Origin of the sequence: Thermacetogenium phaeum DSM 12270 (assembly GCF_000305935.1) — a bacterium.
In the GTDB taxonomy this organism is placed as follows: Bacteria; Bacillota; DSM-12270; order Thermacetogeniales; family Thermacetogeniaceae; genus Thermacetogenium; species Thermacetogenium phaeum.
This window is the reverse complement of the sequence record NC_018870.1, coordinates 147,652-165,546: the sequence shown is the minus strand read 5'-3', so window position 1 is coordinate 165,546 and position 17,895 is coordinate 147,652. Positions and strand designations below refer to the sequence as shown.

At 48.9% G+C, this 17,895-nt stretch carries 21 protein-coding genes and 1 riboswitch; of the genes, 2 read left to right on the top strand and 19 right to left on the bottom strand.

Going from position 1 to position 17,895, the window contains the following annotated elements:
* The first annotated feature begins 64 nt into the window (after nucleotides 1-64).
* Nucleotides 65-418 (top strand): hypothetical protein, encoded by a 354-nt coding sequence (locus TPH_RS15295; RefSeq protein WP_015049337.1) that lies wholly within the window; start codon nucleotides 65-67, stop codon nucleotides 416-418.
* Entirely contained in the window at nucleotides 355-1,395 is a 1,041-nt protein-coding gene (locus TPH_RS00875) for an IS4 family transposase (protein ID WP_330216578.1), read from the top strand. The genes TPH_RS15295 and TPH_RS00875 overlap by 64 nt, the downstream gene beginning before the upstream one ends.
* A gap of 233 nt (nucleotides 1,396-1,628) precedes the next feature.
* On the opposite strand, the gene TPH_RS00870 is transcribed toward TPH_RS00875, so the two are convergent.
* The 19 genes from TPH_RS00870 to mobB all read right to left on the bottom strand — a co-directional run bounded on the left by TPH_RS00870 (nucleotide 1,629) and on the right by mobB (nucleotide 17,893).
* The gene (locus TPH_RS00870; protein WP_015049335.1) at nucleotides 1,629-2,276 is read right to left on the bottom strand and encodes a formate dehydrogenase accessory sulfurtransferase FdhD; all 648 of its coding nucleotides are present in this window, start codon (nucleotides 2,274-2,276) and stop codon (nucleotides 1,629-1,631) included.
* Between the two features lie 48 nt (nucleotides 2,277-2,324).
* Nucleotides 2,325-2,939 (bottom strand): class I SAM-dependent methyltransferase, encoded by a 615-nt coding sequence (locus TPH_RS00865; protein WP_015049334.1) that lies wholly within the window; start codon nucleotides 2,937-2,939, stop codon nucleotides 2,325-2,327.
* Nucleotides 2,940-3,001: 62 nt separating this feature from the next.
* Nucleotides 3,002-3,514, bottom strand: a complete 513-nt coding sequence (locus tag TPH_RS00860; RefSeq protein ID WP_015049333.1) for a MogA/MoaB family molybdenum cofactor biosynthesis protein — start codon at nucleotides 3,512-3,514, stop codon at nucleotides 3,002-3,004.
* On the bottom strand, nucleotides 3,511-3,972 hold the full coding sequence (locus TPH_RS00855; RefSeq protein WP_015049332.1) for an MOSC domain-containing protein: 462 nt from the start codon (nucleotides 3,970-3,972) through the stop codon (nucleotides 3,511-3,513). Before TPH_RS00855 ends, TPH_RS00860 begins: the two co-directional genes overlap by 4 nt.
* Nucleotides 3,960-4,457 (bottom strand): cyclic pyranopterin monophosphate synthase MoaC, encoded by a 498-nt coding sequence (moaC, locus tag TPH_RS00850; protein ID WP_015049331.1) that lies wholly within the window; start codon nucleotides 4,455-4,457, stop codon nucleotides 3,960-3,962. The genes TPH_RS00855 and moaC overlap by 13 nt, the downstream gene beginning before the upstream one ends.
* Before the next feature lie 425 nt (nucleotides 4,458-4,882).
* Nucleotides 4,883-5,950, bottom strand: coding sequence for an ABC transporter ATP-binding protein (locus TPH_RS00840; RefSeq protein WP_049886052.1), 1,068 nt, complete (start codon nucleotides 5,948-5,950; stop codon nucleotides 4,883-4,885).
* A 4-nt stretch (nucleotides 5,951-5,954) separates the two neighbouring features.
* Nucleotides 5,955-6,752: an ABC transporter permease gene (locus TPH_RS00835; protein WP_015049329.1), complete on the bottom strand. Its 798-nt coding sequence runs from the start codon at nucleotides 6,750-6,752 to the stop codon at nucleotides 5,955-5,957.
* 11 nt (nucleotides 6,753-6,763) lie between these two features.
* Entirely contained in the window at nucleotides 6,764-7,573 is an 810-nt protein-coding gene (modA, locus tag TPH_RS00830; protein ID WP_015049328.1) for a molybdate ABC transporter substrate-binding protein, read from the bottom strand.
* 33 nt (nucleotides 7,574-7,606) lie between these two features.
* Nucleotides 7,607-8,338, bottom strand: a complete 732-nt coding sequence (locus tag TPH_RS00825) for a Rossmann-like domain-containing protein (protein ID WP_015049327.1) — start codon at nucleotides 8,336-8,338, stop codon at nucleotides 7,607-7,609.
* A 34-nt stretch (nucleotides 8,339-8,372) separates the two neighbouring features.
* Nucleotides 8,373-9,353: a GTP 3',8-cyclase MoaA gene (gene moaA, locus TPH_RS00820; RefSeq protein WP_015049326.1), complete on the bottom strand. Its 981-nt coding sequence runs from the start codon at nucleotides 9,351-9,353 to the stop codon at nucleotides 8,373-8,375.
* Nucleotides 9,354-9,714: 361 nt separating this feature from the next.
* Nucleotides 9,715-10,842, bottom strand: coding sequence for an ABC transporter substrate-binding protein (locus tag TPH_RS00815; protein WP_015049325.1), 1,128 nt, complete (start codon nucleotides 10,840-10,842; stop codon nucleotides 9,715-9,717).
* 30 nt (nucleotides 10,843-10,872) lie between these two features.
* Nucleotides 10,873-11,667 (bottom strand): ABC transporter ATP-binding protein, encoded by a 795-nt coding sequence (locus TPH_RS00810; protein ID WP_015049324.1) that lies wholly within the window; start codon nucleotides 11,665-11,667, stop codon nucleotides 10,873-10,875.
* Nucleotides 11,667-12,728: a FecCD family ABC transporter permease gene (locus TPH_RS00805; RefSeq protein WP_015049323.1), complete on the bottom strand. Its 1,062-nt coding sequence runs from the start codon at nucleotides 12,726-12,728 to the stop codon at nucleotides 11,667-11,669. The genes TPH_RS00810 and TPH_RS00805 overlap by 1 nt, the downstream gene beginning before the upstream one ends.
* Nucleotides 12,713-13,459, bottom strand: coding sequence for a DUF364 domain-containing protein (locus TPH_RS00800; protein WP_015049322.1), 747 nt, complete (start codon nucleotides 13,457-13,459; stop codon nucleotides 12,713-12,715). Before TPH_RS00800 ends, TPH_RS00805 begins: the two co-directional genes overlap by 16 nt.
* A 17-nt stretch (nucleotides 13,460-13,476) precedes the next feature.
* The gene (locus TPH_RS00795) at nucleotides 13,477-14,025 is read right to left on the bottom strand and encodes an FmdE family protein (RefSeq protein ID WP_015049321.1); all 549 of its coding nucleotides are present in this window, start codon (nucleotides 14,023-14,025) and stop codon (nucleotides 13,477-13,479) included.
* Nucleotides 14,018-14,908 (bottom strand): XdhC family protein, encoded by an 891-nt coding sequence (locus TPH_RS00790; protein ID WP_236608805.1) that lies wholly within the window; start codon nucleotides 14,906-14,908, stop codon nucleotides 14,018-14,020. The genes TPH_RS00795 and TPH_RS00790 overlap by 8 nt, the downstream gene beginning before the upstream one ends.
* Nucleotides 14,896-15,029, bottom strand: a riboswitch (molybdenum cofactor riboswitch). (Overlaps the previous gene by 13 nt.)
* 28 nt (nucleotides 15,030-15,057) lie before the next feature.
* Nucleotides 15,058-16,314: a molybdopterin molybdotransferase MoeA gene (locus tag TPH_RS00785; RefSeq protein WP_015049319.1), complete on the bottom strand. Its 1,257-nt coding sequence runs from the start codon at nucleotides 16,312-16,314 to the stop codon at nucleotides 15,058-15,060.
* A gap of 12 nt (nucleotides 16,315-16,326) precedes the next feature.
* Entirely contained in the window at nucleotides 16,327-17,352 is a 1,026-nt protein-coding gene (locus TPH_RS00780) for a molybdopterin-binding protein (protein WP_015049318.1), read from the bottom strand.
* A gap of 31 nt (nucleotides 17,353-17,383) precedes the next feature.
* Nucleotides 17,384-17,893 carry a molybdopterin-guanine dinucleotide biosynthesis protein B gene (gene mobB, locus TPH_RS00775; RefSeq protein ID WP_015049317.1) on the bottom strand — a complete coding sequence of 170 codons (510 nt, stop codon included), beginning with the start codon at nucleotides 17,891-17,893 and terminating at the stop codon, nucleotides 17,384-17,386.
* Nucleotides 17,894-17,895 lie beyond the last annotated feature (2 nt).

Sequence of the window (17,895 nt, the reverse complement as noted above, 5' to 3'; positions counted from 1 at the left end):
GAGGAAAGGGCCCCTCCCTGTGTGGAATTCTCCTCCAAACTAATAATTTAGAGGAGGTTCAACATTGATTCCACTTCCCGGTAAGATCGAACCGCATGAGATTGAAAAAGTAATGAACAAAATGTTCCCTCCGGAGTGGCTGAGGGCTACGGCAGCCAAAGTCGGCTGCGTGAAGCGCAACCGGAAGATCGACCCGGTGATCCTGTTCTGGGTCCTGGTGCTCGGTTTTGGAGTTGGAGCGCAGCGCACCCTCGCCTCGCTGAGGCGGGCTTACGAGGCGGCATCAGCCGAGACCCTCGTTCCGTCCTCCTTTTACGAGCGCTTCAACAGGCGGTTGGTTGCCTTTTTGAAGGAGTGCCTGGCGAACCAAGAGCGGAACTTGCCAGTCACACCAGCCTCGTGCTCTCGGAAAAACTGAAAGGGTTCAAGGATTTGGTGATAGCAGATGGCACAATCGTAAGGTTGCACGAGAAGCTGGCCAAACAGTTCCCCGGGGCAAGGGGCAAAGCCGAGCTTAAGATACACACCGTGCTCGGGATCACGGGCAACACAAAGAGCATCAGGATCTATCCCGGCAAGACCGCCGATATCAAGACCATACGCATCGGGTCCTGGGTAAAGGACAACATCCTCCTCTTCGACCTGGGTTTCTTCAAGTATCAGTTGTTCAGCCGGATAAAAAGAAACGGCGGCTACTTCGTGAGCCGGTTCAAAAATACAGCCAACCCCACCATCGTGTCGGTATTGCGGACCTACAGAGGCCAGGCAATCGACCTGGCCGGTAAGAAGCTTAAGGAGGTACTCCCCCGTTTGAGGCGGGATGTGCTCGATGTCCTGGTCGAGGTTTCCTTCAACCGCAGATCTTACAAGGGCAAATCCTCTAAGGCTGTTGAGACCTACCGCCTAGTGGGAGTATTCAACCAGGAAACCAGGGAGTATCACCTCTACCTCACCAACATCTCCCCGGATCAGCTTGCGGCAGAGGATGTGGCACTCCTTTACAGGGCACGCTGGAGCATTGAACTGGTTTTCAAAGAACTGAAGCGCCTCTATAAGCTGGATGTGATCTCAAGCGGAGAGGATGATGTAGTAGAGGCGCTGGTGCTGGTGGCCATGCTGACCCTGGTGGTCAGCCACCGGTTATTGAACCACATGCGGCTTCTGGTTCCGGAGAAGAGCGAGCGCTTTACACATCTGCGCTGGGCTGAGACGTTTTATTCTGCCGCTCCCTTTTTGCTGAACCGTGTGCTTGATGTTGCCGAAGTTGAAGATGATCCCTTTTTGGCTATCTGCTTCTTTATGTGCGAAGGGGTCGACCCTAACGTCAGCCGTAAGCGGCTATTATCACCTTGGGTGAAAGCGGCTAATTCCCAGGAATTTAATGGCACTGAATAACATTAGCTGGTAAACCGATCACGGATGTCAATCGGTATAGTTTATCAGATGACCCTGTTCAAACCCGCATGAAACCTGAAAAAGTTTTTTAAAAAGCGTGCATTTTTCCACTACATTACCTAATCATGGAAATCATCAGCAGCTATCACATTGTTCGGTTGTTTATGCGCAGCAGGCGCAGTATCTTATTGCTCAAATCAACTCCTTTGGTTTTAATGTAGTAAGCCCTGCCGTCAATCTCGACTCTGGCGAAGTTCAGGGAATTGCGCTATATCCAACGGCACTCTTCCGCTGGTGAGAATGCAGGTGCCCGACAACGCTATCCCCTTTTTGTGCGCCATGCCAATGACCTTATCTATGGCGTTATGACGGCTGATGTCTTTAGCTGCAAATAAAATCCCACCCTCATTACATAGAGCTGAATTATGCACGGCTCTCGTCTTTTTATACAGATGTGACTGTTCAATGAAACGCTCATAATAACTTAAGATTTTACTAACAGAGAAAGATGGAGCTCCCTCCAGACTTTTTAGGCCTGCCTCTTGAACGACAGCATCAAAGTTTGCAAGTTGCCTACCGCAATCAAAGTTACTTTCAATCGGTAATTGCACACCGTTTTTTATTGAAACATCCACTTTATGCCCATCTTCAGAAAAATTTAATTTCTCCACATCTGACGTCTTTTCCACAACTCCTTCGCTGAGCAAATAACCCAATATCATTTCTTCTAAATACTCTGGGAGACAAGAAAAAGTCACCCGCTTCCTGCCGTTGATAAAAAGTGTGAGATAATGCTCTGAGACTAAAGTATCCTCAACGAGTGCTCTAACCCCGCTTTTAACATGGAGTATCGAAACCCTTTGGGTAAGATCAAATGACATGCATCGACGCTCCTCTTTCGCCTTACCGGACCAGCAGCTATACCTCGATTATTTTATTATTTTAATCCACAGCCCGGTATCGTCTCTGTTTATTTCGTAAGTCAATATCCCTGCTTTCCGTAAGTTTTCATTAAGAGTTTGAACGTTATTTTTTCTTCGCCCCTCCATCAGATCGCACCACTCACTATATTTCACACGCATCTCTTTGAAAATTCGCTCTTTAATTTCAGAAGAGCCAAGCCCCCCTCCGACATAACCCATTCCCCCAGGAGCGAGCACTCTATAAATCTCTTCGAATGCCTTTCTTTGATCATTCCAGAAGCGGTATGACCCCCTACTCACGACTAGGTTGATAGAGCAATCATCCAAAGGTATTTGATGTACATCACCGTGCAGTGTTTTTGCTCTACCGTTCAGCCCGTGATCGGCAATATTTTTGCTGGCAATGGCGAGAAATTCTTGAGAACAATCTAGTAGATAGAAATCTAAATCGGTAATTTTTGCTAAAGCAATGGCCAGATATCCTCCGCCGCTGCCGATATCCAGGCAGATCCCCTCTTTTATACCGGTATTTTGTACAATCTGTTCTGCAATAAGCGGGTATACAGGAGCGAATACTTCTCTAGCAATCTGATCATATTTCAGAACGTCGATTTTCTTCATTCAATCCCTCCATAACCATCGACAATCATTTATTAATCCGCAGACCATCATGCCGCCACGGCCTACCCCTCCACCTCTTCCTCGTGACGCATCCTGGCGCACTCATTCCCTCTTCCCTGAATGGTCTCCAGAGCATGGGGTAAGACAGGAATAATAACCCTGAGATTCTCCCTCACAGCGCGTGGGCTGCCCGGCAGGTTGATGATCAGGGTTCTCCCCCGGCTCCCGGCCACCGCCCGGGAGAGCATGGCGTGAGGGGTGTGCTTGAGCCCCTCTGCCCGCATGGCCTCGGCTATGCCGGGGATTTCCCGCTCGATTACGGCCAGGGTGGCTTCGGGGGTGACATCCCGCGGTGCGAGTCCGGTGCCCCCTGTGGTGAGGATGAGGTCAGCCCGCTTTTGGTCGGTATATTCGAGCAGTTTGGCTATCAGCTGTTCCTTTTCATCTGGTACGATGTCGTAGGCGATGACTTCCGCACCGAGGGAAACCAGCATCTCTTTGATGACCTGGGCACTGCGGTCTTCCCGCTCTCCCCGGTACCCTTTGTCGCTGGCTGTGAGAATGGCCACCTTCATTTTTCCGTCACTTCCTTTTGGGGTGTTTCGATGATCTCGATCTCGTCTCCGACTTCGATGGGACCTCCCTGGAGTACCCTGATGAAGACCCCTTCCCTGGGCATGACGCAGTCCCCGGCCTGGTGATAGATGGCACATCGACTGTGGCATTCTTTTCCGATCTGGGTGACTTCCCCTATGGCTTCTTTCCCCAGCCGCAGTTTTGTTCCAAGAGGAAGGGCAGCGATTTCAATCCCTTCTGTTGTGATATTTTCGGCAAAGTCACCGGGCCCTACGTCAAGGCCTTTGTTTTGCATTTTCCGGATGCTTTCTATGGCCAGGAGGCTGACCTGCCGGTGCCAGGGGCCGGCATGGGCATCCCCTTCAAGCCCGTGTCCGGCGATCAGGGTTCCCCGGCCGATGTTCTTTTTGCGCTCTCCGGTGTTCCGGCTGGTGCATACGGCTACTATTCTTCCCATTCTTTCTCCCCTTCCCTTCTGTAGGTTCCGCTTTTGCCCCCGGTTTTTTCTATTAACCGGATTTCTCCGATGGCCATGCCGCGGTCTACGGCTTTGCACATGTCGTAGATGGTGAGGGCGGCTATGCTTACGGCGGTCAGAGCTTCCATTTCTACTCCGGTTTTTCCCTGGCATCTAACCCGGGCTTCGATCTCTACGGCGCTGCGCTCCGGGTCGGCCCGAAAGTTGAGGTCAATGCCGCTGAGGAAGAGTGGGTGGCACATGGGGATGAGTATAGATGTGCGTTTGGCTCCCATGATGCCGGCTATCTGGGCGACTCCCAGGACGTCTCCTTTGGCGATGCCTCCGCTTTTGATGAGTTCAAGGGTTTCGGGTTGCATGAAAACCGTGCCCCGGGCTACGGCTTCTCTGGTGGTGGTCGGTTTTTCTCCTACTTCGACCATGCGGGCTCGCCCTTCCCTGTTGAAGTGGGTAAGGTCTGCCATTCTTTCAGCCTCCTATCAAGGCCATCCCCCGCCCGGCAGCGTGCGCCCTGTTGCCTGGCGGTAGCTGGCCGGTTTGAAAAATATATCCAGGCTCAGCCAGGCGCCGTAAACATCATCGCTGAACCTCTCCAGGTCGCGAATTACAGGAGTGTTTACTCGATACCGTGAGTGATCTTCCAGTGCAGGGCTTAATCTCCCCTTTCTAAGATCCTCAAGATTTGGCGCTATATATTGAAAATGATTATCGAACAGCGCAGGGTTCGCCAAAAAAGCGGCGGAGGCCCATAGTCGCCTCCCAGACCTCGCAGGAGAAGGAATTCTCACCCGGAGTGTCTGAAAGCCGCACGAATTAAGAGCGAATACCCACCGTCACCCACTGCCTCTGCCGACAGACGAACGAAGCCCTGGCTCGCGCCCGCACTTTATCACTTATCAGGAAAAACGTTTATTACCTCCGGGGGGATAACGCAAAATACAGGAGTTCCCGGGTTAAGAGCATACATGCTACCATTGTTTGAGGCCAGTAAAGCCACCACCCCAACTCCTTCCACCTCTACCACTACCCTAGTAAACAACCCCTGCCGCGCTATAAAATCAACAACACCTCGCAAACAATTAACGGGATGCCGGCTAGAAGATAACACAACATCTTCCGGTCTGAAAGAGAAGTTAACTGTTCCCTCTAAGTCTGTTTCTACAGCCAATTGACTTTTCCCAAACTGCACGAACTTTTTTCCATTCTGATTAATCACTTTACTCTGAAAAACATTCTGTGTTCCCACAAATTCGGCTACTGCTCTTGACTGCGGCCGGTTGAAGATCTCATCCGGATACCCCACTTGAGCTAATGCCCCATCAACGATAACTGCCGCCCGGTCTGCTAATAACATAGCCTCTGTGAAATCGTGAGTTACATGAATCATAAGCATCCCCGTCAACCGATGCAGACGTTTCAGTTCGTCGCGCAGCGCCTCCCTCATTGGCACATCCAGAGCCGAAAGCGGCTCATCAAGTAAAAGCACTCGGGGTTTCATCACCAAGGCGCGGGCTAGAGCTACTCGTTGCTTCTCCCCACCACTCAGAGTAGCAGGGTACCGCTCAAGTAGATGAGAAATGCCCAATAAATCCACTATATCATCCAGTTCTTTCTGTACAATGCGGGAGTACAACCTTCTAACTTTTAAGCCAAACGCAATGTTGTCCTTTACATTCAGGTGTGGAAACAGGGCACAATCTTGATACACAAAACCAAACTGCCTTTTTTCCGGCGGCCAATGGGTTATGTTGATTTCTCCAATCCATGTTTCACCCTCATCTACCCGCTGCAAGCCGGCAATGGTTTCCAAAAGCAGCGTCTTCCCTGCTCCTGAAGGTCCGAGAATAACAAAATACTCTCCTCTTTCTACGCCTAACGAAATATTGCGGAGTTCAAAATTTCCTATCTTCCTGCTGATACCACACAGTCTAAGATAACCTGCATTCATCCGCATCATTTTCTCATAGCACCCGAGTCCTCTCCCAATTTTCTATTGCTAGAAGCTCAAATGCTACCAAAGCCGCAATACCAATCAGAATCAGTATACTGGTAGACGCCATAACAGCACTCATATCCCCAGTAGCCATATTGAGATAGATTGATGTGGGAAGTGTTTCAGTTCGAAATTTTGTAGCCCCGGCCACCATAAGCACCGCTCCAAACTCACCCAAAGCCTTACCCCAGGTCAGAACCAGTCCGGCAACTATGTTTTTGCGCATGAGCGGCAGGTCGACCCTTAAAAAGGCCTCGAGGGCGCTGCACCCCAACGTTCTGGCTACGTAATCTAAGCGGACGTCGATATTTTCAATTGCCGCCTTCAGCACCGTAATTAGCGAAGGCACATTCACAAAGAACTGGGCCATAATTATGCCAGGGACGGTGAAAATAAAATTTATTCCTATTCGAGATAGAGCCTCTCCGAAGACCGTTGTTCCCAAAAAAAGCAGAAGGCAAACCCCACTAACAATAGGAGGCATAGTTAAGGGAATTCTGATGATACTGGCTATTACTCCCTGACCCGGAAATCGGTAGCGTGTAAGTGTATATGCAACTGGTATGGCTACCAATAAACACATAAAAGTAGACACCACTGACGTCAAAAGGCTGAGCTTAAGCGCAAATAGCAGTTCGGAATTTCTCGTGTGATCGATGAGCTGCGGCAATCCCCTTATCAGCACCGCTCCCACGGAAACCACTATCAAACACAGCAAAGCACCTGTAATCACGAAGTTAAAGAATTTGGTCAATTGGTCCCTCACGGCGCCACCTCCTAGCTGGCGACCGGTCTGTAACCATACTTTTCCCAGATCTCCATTGCTTGAGGCGAACCCATAAATTCGGCAAGCTCTCTTGCAAGTTCGTTCTCCTGTGAGCAGCTGAGCACAACAGCCTTCGTTATTTTGACGTACTCTTCCAGCTCGGGGATTTTGATTACCTCAACTGTACCTTTGGCGCTCCTGCAGTTTTCTTCCCAAACAATAGCTGCATCAACCTGCCGCGAGCTTAAGTAAACCAGCAACTCATTTACTGTTGCCGTCCTTACAACCACGTTCTTATTTACCGCTTCCAAAATTCCGTTTTCCTCCAACATTTTGTCCGCTATTTTACCAATTGGCACCGCACCAGCGTCCCCCAGAGCTACACGTACTCCTTGCCTTGTCAGATCTGATAACTTGTTAATACCGCCAGGATTCCCCTTAGGTACTGCCAAAACAGGTGTATGGTAGACTAAACTTCTCTCCCACGCTACCAATCCTTTGTCCTGCAGCGGCTTTAGTTCCTCTTCATCGCTGACTGCGTAAACATCGCCTTTCTGCGTTAACAGGATCTGGCTATTAAGCTGGGCTGAACCAGCGATGCTGTAATTGATGTCAAGCCCCTCGTAGTGACTTTTAAAGGCCTGGCAGATCTCTTCCACCGGATCCTTTAATCCCGCGCTGCAGTATACTAAGAGAGACTTTGGTTCTCGGGGTTTCATTTCCGCCGCCGTCTTACCGCTGCACCCCGAGACGAATAGCACTCCAACCAGTATTACTGTAAACAGAAATCCGGTTTTACGGATTAAATTTGCCGTTCTCATTTTCCCTCGCTGCCTCCTTATAGGCCCTTTTGTTTAATGACCAAACGGACAGAACCTTTCCAACCCAGCTAAATAGGCTATGCTGCTAATGGTAACACCGTAAAAAACTACCGGCTTCTCGCTACCCACTATCGAGGACAATGTGTCATTTACGGCTGTCGTTCCTGTAGCCAACACAACGTCACTCCACTCGAGCACCTCCCGGGTAGCGCTAACGTCTTCTATCTTCACCCCACCCTTTACTTGACCTACGTTCTCCGGATCTAAATCGGTGACCCTAAGCCTGAAATGTTTCGCCAAGGCAGAAACCATAGCCGGTTGTAAGCCGATAAATGCTATCCGCGGGTTCCCAAATCGTGTCCACACGTACTCAACCAACCGTTCAGCACACAACCGCGGTTCTTCATCGCGGCAGTGGATCGTTTTTTCTATTCGGTTTAAATACCTCATCACCGCATTCAAGGACGCTATCAAGATTGCTCTGTGATCGTTGCGGTCAGTTGACAGAGATAGTATTTCTCCGAGCGTTGCGGTAAAGCTCCTCGGCATATCGGTAAAGGCCTGACCGCTGCACCCCCTGAATCTCGCCTCGATCATAAATTCCTTCCCTTTCAGAAGAGGAAAATCGTCTCGTTCCGGTCTCCCGATAGCTTCCTCTGGAGTTAAAGGTCGCGAGCTTATCACTTCGGCAACTTCATTTAGTGATACACCCTCGTTCCTCAGATGTTCAACAAAGCGTTGCTTAATTTCATTTAAAAAACTCATCGTTTAAAATCCCCCTGCTCATGCGTTTCGTGATTTATCCCCCTATTTGGACCATCGACCGCCCACCTTTGCCAGCTCGCGCAGCCATCTGGTAGTTTGCCGCCTTAAGTTGCACGGCCTTTCTAAATAGCCGTTGCAGTTCTTCTCCGCCCGCTCCTCTCCGGATTGCTCCTTTCAGGTCGATCTCCCTTCGGTCAAAAAGGCAGGGCCGCAGTTTACCATCTGCTGTAAGGCGCAGTCTGTTGCAGCTCCCGCAGAAGTGCTCGCTGACGGCATGGATGAAGCCGATCGTACCAACCGCTCCCGGCAATCGCTGATATTCGGCAGGGCCGTTTCCCTCGACGTCAATGACCGGGGTGAGTTCGCCCAGCTCTCTTTCTATCACCCCCCTAACCTGCCGGCAGGAGGCGTAGTTCTCTCTCGCCATTTGCCAGCCTGCGCCGATGGGCATGAGCTCGATGAAGCGAATGTGTAAAGGCTTGTCCATAGTGAGGCGGGCAAAATCCACCCACTCTTCGTCGTTTATACCCCTTAGGGCTACTATGTTGATCTTTACAGGATCAAATCCGATTTCCAGGGCTTTCTCTATCCCCTCCCAGACAGCCCTTAAGTCTCCCCCTCTGGTAAGCTCCCGATAAGTCTTTTGGTTCATGGTATCAAGGCTAATGTTGATCCGTCGGATCCCCGCCTCCTTTAACTGTCCAGCCATTTGGGAAAGCAAAATTCCGTTAGTGGTAAGAGATACATCTTCTATTCCGGGCAGCATAGATAAAGCGCCGATGAACGGGATAATCCCCTTTCTGACTAAGGGCTCGCCACCTGTCAACCGGAAGCGGTTAATACCCAGCTCCAGAGCCACCTCCGCTGCTACTAAGATCTCTTCGAAACGAATGATATCGTTATGTTCCTTGGGCTTTACCCCTTCCGGCGGCATGCAGTAGATGCACCTCAGGTTGCAGCGGTCGGTTACCGAGACACGCAGGTAATCGATTCTTCTTCCATAAAGATCCTCCATCTCATTTCTCCTCCTTCAATTTTCAACTAAGCAATCTGCCCTGAAAATACGTCAAGTTCACCCGCCGGTCTACCGCTCGACTCCCGATTCCAGGCCGGACAGGACTACGGCTCGCTTCGGGACAGCTCTGGAATGCTGCGTAACAAGTTGCGAATTGCTTCTGCCAATTGCAGCGTTTGGCCTCGCAGCGAATCCATTCCATCGAAACTCTTCAGGTGTCTGTACTCGCATCCCGACCTGTCATCCTCGCTTCGCCTGTCCTGTTACCCGGCCTTCCATAGGTCGCTCGCCGGTAGACCCGTCGGGTATTTTCATGCTCTGTTGGTGCCGCCGCTAGCGGCATGGGTGGTCTGCAGTCAAATCAGAATCCGGCATCCTTAAGGAGCTCTTTGACATCATCATCTGTTAAATCCACATGATAGAAAAGCTTATAAAATTCTTTAACCTCTTTTACAAGGTTCACCTGATAAACATCCGGATACAAAATGGCAGCAAGCCATTTCAGACCCAGGAACCTGTTCACTGAAGGCGGCCGGTCAAACCAGTTAAAAGGATAATTGGGTATTTCATATACTTTTCCGTTTTTTACTGCTTTAATATTCTTCCAGTCGGGACTCGTAAGTATTTTGTTACAGGCACCTCCACGGTCGGTACTCCATGTCAGAATTACATCGGGGTTCCATTTCAAAACCTGTTCCAAAGACACATTGCTCATTCCGCTCCCACCTTTTTGCTGAACTTCAGCAACATTTTCAGCATTCACGATATCCAGCAGTATGGCGTGGCTTGATCCCTTGGGTTCAGTGGCAAGTCCTTCGGGGCCTTCGGCATAATATACCCTCACTCTTTTTTCTTTGGGTATGGATTTGGTCTTTTCGACAACATCCTTCATTGTCCGGTTACAATAATCTATAAGTTTTTTTGCCCTATCCTCAACTCCCAGAATCTGTCCCAAAAATGCATATGCCTTTTCAGTACTATTTATATCCCCGTCCACAACAACTACCGGAATGTTTAGCTGCTGCTGGAGTTTGTCGGCCTCGCTTTTAGTTGTATCGCTGATGGGGTCGGGTCCTACTGAAAATATGACATCAGGTTTTACCCTCAGTATTTCTTCGATATTTAGCTTTGCGCTCATTTGCTGACCACCGAGATACGGCAGCTCCTGGTATTGGGGAGGGATATACTTTTTCATCTTATCCGTCAGCTGCATTGTCCACCCAGCCATCTTCTCGGGTGCGAGGGTATACACCATAATTTGAGCGATAGGGCTTGTGAAATAAACCTTATCTACCTCTGCCGGAATTTTCACAGTTCTTCCAGCATGGTCGGTTATCACCCTCTCCCCAGACCGCTGTTGGGAGGTCTCTACACTTCCGGTATTCTTCTCGCTTATCTCTCTGGAACCGCAACCAGTTACCAGCGAACACAACAGAACAAACACCAAGGCTGTTACCATAAAATTCTTAATTCTGTTCAAGCGGATCACTTCTATCCCTCCAATCGAAACAGGTGTATTTTAGCAGGTCTTCAAAAGACTGGGTACGGGCACGCAGACAGTTATCGTTCTCTTCTCGGAGAGCTTGATTCTGGCCACTCTTACATCTGTTCTATAGATCTCCCTCATCGTGTCTCCTTCAATCGTTGTTTGGGGAGGTCCCATCTTCACAATTCTTCCGTTTTTCAGCATTACCACCTTATCAGCGCAAAAAAGCGCATGATGGGGATCATGGGTCACCATCAGAATGCTCATGCCTTTATCGCAAATAGTTCGCATATATTCAAGAAATAAGCTCTGGTTTCCGAAATCAAGGCTGGCAGCAGGCTCATCCATGACAAGAATCTTGGGCTTTTGCGCTAAAGCCCTCGCAATAAGGACAAGCTGCCTCTCTCCGCCGCTTATTTCGGTATAAGGTTTGTCTTTCAGCCGCGTGATGTTGAGCTCTTCCAGCGATTCATACGCTATTCTTTCATCCTCATCACTTGGTACGGATAGGCTCGTCAGATAGGGTGCTCTACCCATGAGAACAACATCGAAAACCCGAAAGGGAAAGGGCGGCGTATGCGCTTGAGGAATATACCCAATTATCTTTGCCAGCTTTGAGGGGGGCATTTTCCGGACATCCTCTCCCTCTATAAGAACGGTACCGGTATCGGGAGTTAGCAGGCCGAGTATATTTTTAAGAAGCGTAGTCTTTCCTGAACCATTTGGCCCTAGGACGCATACAAACTCGCCCTGTTCAACTTTAAAAGAAACATTGTGAAGCACCTCATTTCTTCCGTAACGATAATTTATATTTCTTACCTCCAGCATTACCTCCACCCCGCTATGTTTTTTCTAAGAACTATTAGAAATACAGGAACTCCTAATAATGATGTTAATATTCCCAACGGCACTTCTACAGCGCCCAGACAGCGAGCCAGATCGTCAACCAACAAGAGATAAGAAGCCCCTATAATAAACGTCACCGGAATAAGCGTTTCATAGTTAGGGCCTGCAACAGCTCGAGCCAGATGGGGAATAACCAGACCGACCCATCCGATCATGCCAGATACCGAAACAGAAGCAGCAGTTATTAAGGTAGAGCCCAATATAATAATCATTCTCAACCTTTGCGTGTTAATTCCTAAAGCACGTGCCTCCTCTTCGCCAAAGGCAAGAATATTTATGCGCCACCTGACAAGAAAGAGCAGCAAAAACCCTGCAACCATCGGAAATATAATATTTAAGAGGTCTCTTTTATCTACAGCTGACAAACTACCCATCAACCAAAAGGTGATTTCGGGCAATTTATCATTTGCATCAGCAATATACTTAATTGCAGCGGTACCAGAAGAAAAAAGTGAACTGATAAGTATGCCGCTTAAGACCAGACCCAGCGTAGGCTCATAGTTGAGCTTTGTATTTATAAGCTTTGTATTTATTAAATACACCAGCATTACAGCTAACGCTCCCCATACAAATGCACTAAGCTGGATCATAAACACTGATAATGAAAACAAAATGGCTAAAGCGGCACCAAATCCGGCACCAGCAGATGCCCCCAGGATATCCGGAGACACAAGCGGATTTTTGAACATACCCTGGTATGAAGCTCCGGCTATCGAAAGAGCAGCCCCTACCACCATTGCCGTTATAACCCGCGGCAATCTGACGTTAAATATCACGGTTTCCAGGTTCTCCGAGTGCCCCATGCTACTGCCAAAAAAGTAAGAATATACTGTCGACAACAGCTCGGGTATAGTTATCGGATACCGCCCGACAACAATTGAAAAAACAAAGACTGTTACGAGCAACAAGGCAAGTATGAGCTTCGCGGAAGCCTTCAGGCGGCGTGGGCAAACTGCACTTCTGTGAACTAACTGCGTATGCATACCATTTGTCCACCCTGCTTGAAAATGTTCATTTTACCCCCTTCTTGAGCACACTTCCAAAATACTGCCTCATCTCTAACGATCATCCCCGCAATCGCATCTACACCATATTTAAAAAGAATCGGCGTTATCGGAACGCTGGGACCAACGACGACAACCTTGGCATTTTTCGAAAGCTCAAGTAGCCTTGGCATGGTTTTGTTGGTGAAAGCAGTGCCAGTTATAAAAACAAAGTCCTGATACGGAAGAATGTACTCACACGCCGGATCCGGATAGTCGCTGCCCTGCGGCTTTCTTTCCAAAATCGAGAGATGGCATACATCATTCAGGAAATCAATGTGCGGAAAATGCCCGATGACCGCAACCTTCTTGCCCTTCAATTCCGGAAGGAACTGCCTGAAGGCGTTGTTATCATCATTGCTCCCCAGCTTTCTGGCATCCAGACCTGTAATAGCCGCCAGATTGTCATAGACATTAAATGCCGAGTTTATCGCTGCCTGCCCCACAGAGGCCTGCACCATATTCCACGACTTAACATGAGAAGCAAGTTTTTTTAGGGGCATCCCGACAATCCCTGTGAGTTCAGACTCTGCTCTGCCTCCTTTCAGCGTCATAGCGGCGCCCACACCTCTTTCAGAGCGAACGAGCGTCCAGTGTAGTCCCACCAGGCATTCTTTTACGGTAAGGTCCTCAGGTATCGCATTGATCAGGTCGTCATAGATCTTCCACATCCTTATCACCGCTCTCCTCAGATTCTTTCGTAATAAGCTCCATTAGCGCACGCCTTGCACAATATCCGGCCATCGACAAGCACATCTCTTCCATCCATTACAAACTCGCCGCATTCCTCGCACATTACCCTCCGCAAGGGTTTTCCAGGAAGATCCTCCTTTTTTAACTTAACAACTATAGGCTCAATTTTGAGCAGTTCTTCGTCGGGTATTGAACCCCAGAAAGCAACCATATCCGCCCCTTCTGGAGCCCGCCGCTTTGTGTTAACCACAATCCTGACGCCTTTATTGCTCTCGATATCTACAAATGATGCAGCCATTTTCCCATAATCAACCCATTTTAGCCGTCTTCGTCCGAGCGAGCATCTGGTAACTGCGTAAACTGCATCGGCAATACAGCGGTCGGCCTCAACAAAAACTATAAAGTCTTTATTTTTTAAAGGGTCTTTAATGCCAAGATAGTTTAATCCCGCCCGGGCGATCCTCACCCCGAACACAATACCGGTACAGATACCCCCATGAAAGTCACGGGCAACTTTAAGATCCTGCTCAAAACAATCAGTCATTAATTCGCCCCTCCTTTATGATGTCTCTGCAAAACCCTCCGCTGCGCCCGTATTTGACGGCCAGGACTTCTGCCATTACAGCAACAGCTATTTCAGGGGTCTTTCTGCCACCAAGGTCAAGGCCTATTGGGGTATACACCCTATTCAGCAGGTTGTCCGGAATACCTTGAGCCCTAAGATTATCGAAATAGGACGCGGCCTTACGTCTGTTGCTTAGGATTCCTATGTATCTGGCCGGAGAGTGAATAACCGCCTTCAACGCCGGCTCATCGAATTTGTGATGGTGGGTGGCTATTACGATAGATGTATTCTCATCAATGTCACACGAACTGAGATTTTCGACTATATCCCCAAGAAGCAGCTTATCGGCTCCAGGAAATCTATCCTCTGTTAGCGTCTCCGTCCTGTTATCCACAACAGTTATTCTGTAGCCCAGAACCATCGCAACTTTATAAATATTTAAAGCAACGCTCCCCGACCCTACAATTATCAGTTTGTCAAAGTAACAGAAGGCATTGATAAATATTTCCACCGATTCTCCCTCTTCAGTCAGAAGCACTTTCCGGGAAACCCCCCTTTCTATGCATGTTTGAGCCTCTTTAATCGCCTTTTTCTCAAGCTGTCCTCCTCCTATACTACCGCCCAGTACGACGCCGTTTTTATCCACAAGCATCATGGCGCCCAGCCTGCAGTGCCATCTGTTTGAAGTAATCACCGTAATAAGAGCAGCCTCTTCATTCTTTTCTACCTTTTCAGCTAAAAGGTGCATCATTTCCGGCTCCATCCTTTGAATTACCCCCTCATAACCATTTGAATAATCTTGAAACCAACAAAAAAGGCATGTTCCTGTATGGAAAGTGGCCACAGAAACATGCCTGAGCATCTCCTCCTTTCCATACAGGGAGGCTGTAGGATTTCTCCTACAACCCTGTGGGGTCGTAAGCCCCAGGCCACGCCCCCGTAGCATCTGCCTTAGGAAGGCGGGCTCGGAGTTTTATTTAATTAGAAACATATCGCTTGTTCGTTATTAATCTAGCACTTCAATTCCCCAACAAGGGAATCGGTCAAGTTGCCAACTACATATGCAGAAACATGCTGCCCGACAGCCAGTGAGGGAGTTCCCGCAGGGACATCGATCAAGATGTTGCATTCTACCAGAGATTTCAAAACATCGTTGCTCTGCTTACCCGTAAGCTCTATCAGGTCGCTCCCATTCTGCTTTTTCCACTTTGCCCTTAACATGCGCCGCTGCGGACTGCGCTTTTGAAAAGCATTAACCAGAATGCCGGTTATTGTCGGCGGAAGCACCTCTTTCATGCCCGACAACTTCTTCAAAGCCGGCACAGCGAGCAAATCAAACGTTATCATCGCCGCAGCCGGGTTTCCCGACAGGGAAAAGATAACTTTCCCATCTTTTCTGGCAACAGCAGTAGGCATACCGGGTTTTAGGGCAATTTTCCAGAATAAGATTTCGGCTCCGACCGCATTTATAGCGTTCTTAACCACATCATACTGGCCAACCGAGGCGCCCCCGGTAGTGATCACCAGATCTGCCACTTCCAGCGCTCCTTGGAGAGATTCGGCAACAGCCGTCTCTTCATCGGGAACGCTATCGAGATAAACGGGTTCTGCCCCCAACTCCTTGCACCTTGCCTCAAGAAGATAGCGATTGCTGTTATAGATCTTGCCGGGCAGCCATTTTTCACTTGGATCCAGAAGTTCATTACCCGTATTAATGATCGCCACCCTCACCCTTTGATAAACAGGTACACTGCTAATACCTAGAGAAGCCAACATGCCGATAAGAGGGGCATTGAGTCGGGTACCAGTGCTCGCAACTACCTCCCCCTCCGCAACATCATCCCCTGCCGGGATGATGTTGGCCCCTGAAGCCAAAGGTTGGCTCACTTTGATCGTATCTGCCGCTTCCTCGACATCTTCAAACCGGACAACAACGTCTGCTCCTTCGGGAATTGGAGCGCCGGTCATAATTCTTATCGCAGAGCCCGGCTCCACCCTTTTCGTCGGAACACTGCCTGCCGGCACCTCTTCGATGACGTGCAAAATTACGGGGTTGTCAGACGCCGCCATTTTGGTGTCTTCAGCGCGGACAGCGTATCCATCAAGAGGAGATTTGTCAAAAGCAGGAACATTAAAAGGGGCTTTGATATCTCGGCTGAGCACCCGGCCTAAGGAATCGGGCAGATGAAGGATGGCTTCTCTCTCTATGGGTCTGAGCATGCCAAGCACTATTTCCTGAGCCTCTTCTAACGAAACATTCAATCTCATCGTCTTCTCCTCCTAAAAGCCGGTCCCAAAAGAACATTGCGGATACCGACAGCTCTCACAGTTCAAACAGAGCCCTCCTAAACCAAGTCTGGCTATCATCGAGCGGGTAATCTTCTGTCCGCTCATAACCAGTGGGAGGAGCAGATCAAAGATAGTGGTCTTATAATACATCACGCATCCTGGCAATCCCATAATTGGTATCTCATCTAAATAGGCCACAAGCATCATGGCACCCGGTAAAACGGGGGCACCATAGGAGACAATTTTTGCTCCTGTCTGTTTGATGCCTTTAGGAGTAACATCATCTGGATCGACCGACATGCCGCCGGATGTCATAATCAGGTTTGCTCCCCGGGAAATCATTTCTCTGACAGCGGCAGCTATTCGTTCCGCATCGTCCGGCACTATTACCTGACTAATCACTTCACTACCATAATCTTCAACCTTCTTTTTTATTACCGGGGAGAAACGATCTTTGATGCGCCCGTAATAAACCTCATTACCGGTTATAACCATGCCTACCCGATACTTCCTGAACGGCAGCACAGAAATAACTTTCTTCCCTCTTGCTATTTCCTCAGCTTGTCTTAATTTTTCGTTTTCTATCATCAAGGGAACGACACGTACTCCTGCCACCACATCCCCTTTTTTAACAGGTCTGTTGTTGTTTCTGGTTGCAATCACCATATCGTCGATCAAATTGATCTGAAACAGCAGATCTTCATCAATATTACACATACCATCATGTTCAGCCACCAGATGAACCTTACCCTCGGCAGGTTCAGTTAAAGAGACTCCTTCCCCTCTTACAGCCTGTGCCAACCGCATCCCCGCTTCATCTTCGTGCACTTCATCACCGTTCTTCGTATCCCACACGTAGATTCGATCTTTTCCCAAACTCAAAAGCATGGGAACATCTTCAGGCCGGATAATGTGCCCTTTCTTGAATGCCCTGCCTTTGAATTCACCAGGAACGATCTTCGTGATGTCATGGCACAATACCATTCCTACCGATTCTTCAACCCTTACCGTCTTCATTTTCTGAACCCCCTTTTGGGTAAAAGGCTCATTAATTGCTATCGTAAGCTGCGATATACCGCCTGATTTCATTAACAACCCCGTCGATATCATCCAGTTGATATTGCGGAACATCGAGGTCATCCCAGACCACATCGCTGACAATCGCCAGCAGTTCGTCGGGGGAGCAGAGCCGCTCTTTATGCACTTCCGATCTGTAGACCTCGATCTTCGGCTTGTCGCCGCTCTTATAGCCTTCGGTAAGCACGATATCTACCCCGGGAAGCATTGCAACAATTTCATCAAGGCTCTTTTCCTTTGAAACTTTTTCGATCATGGCCATCTTTTCAGAGGAGGAGATCACCACCACATCGGCCCCTGCCTGGGCCATCCTCCAGGTGTCCTTTCCCGGCTTATCCATATCGAATCGATGGGCATCGTGCTTGATGGCAGCCACCCTAATTCCATCTTCCTTCAGCCTCTTGATAACCTTTTCCAACAGCGTTGTTTTACCTGCACCAGACTTACCCACAATGGAAATTACCGGTTTATCTTTTTTCACTG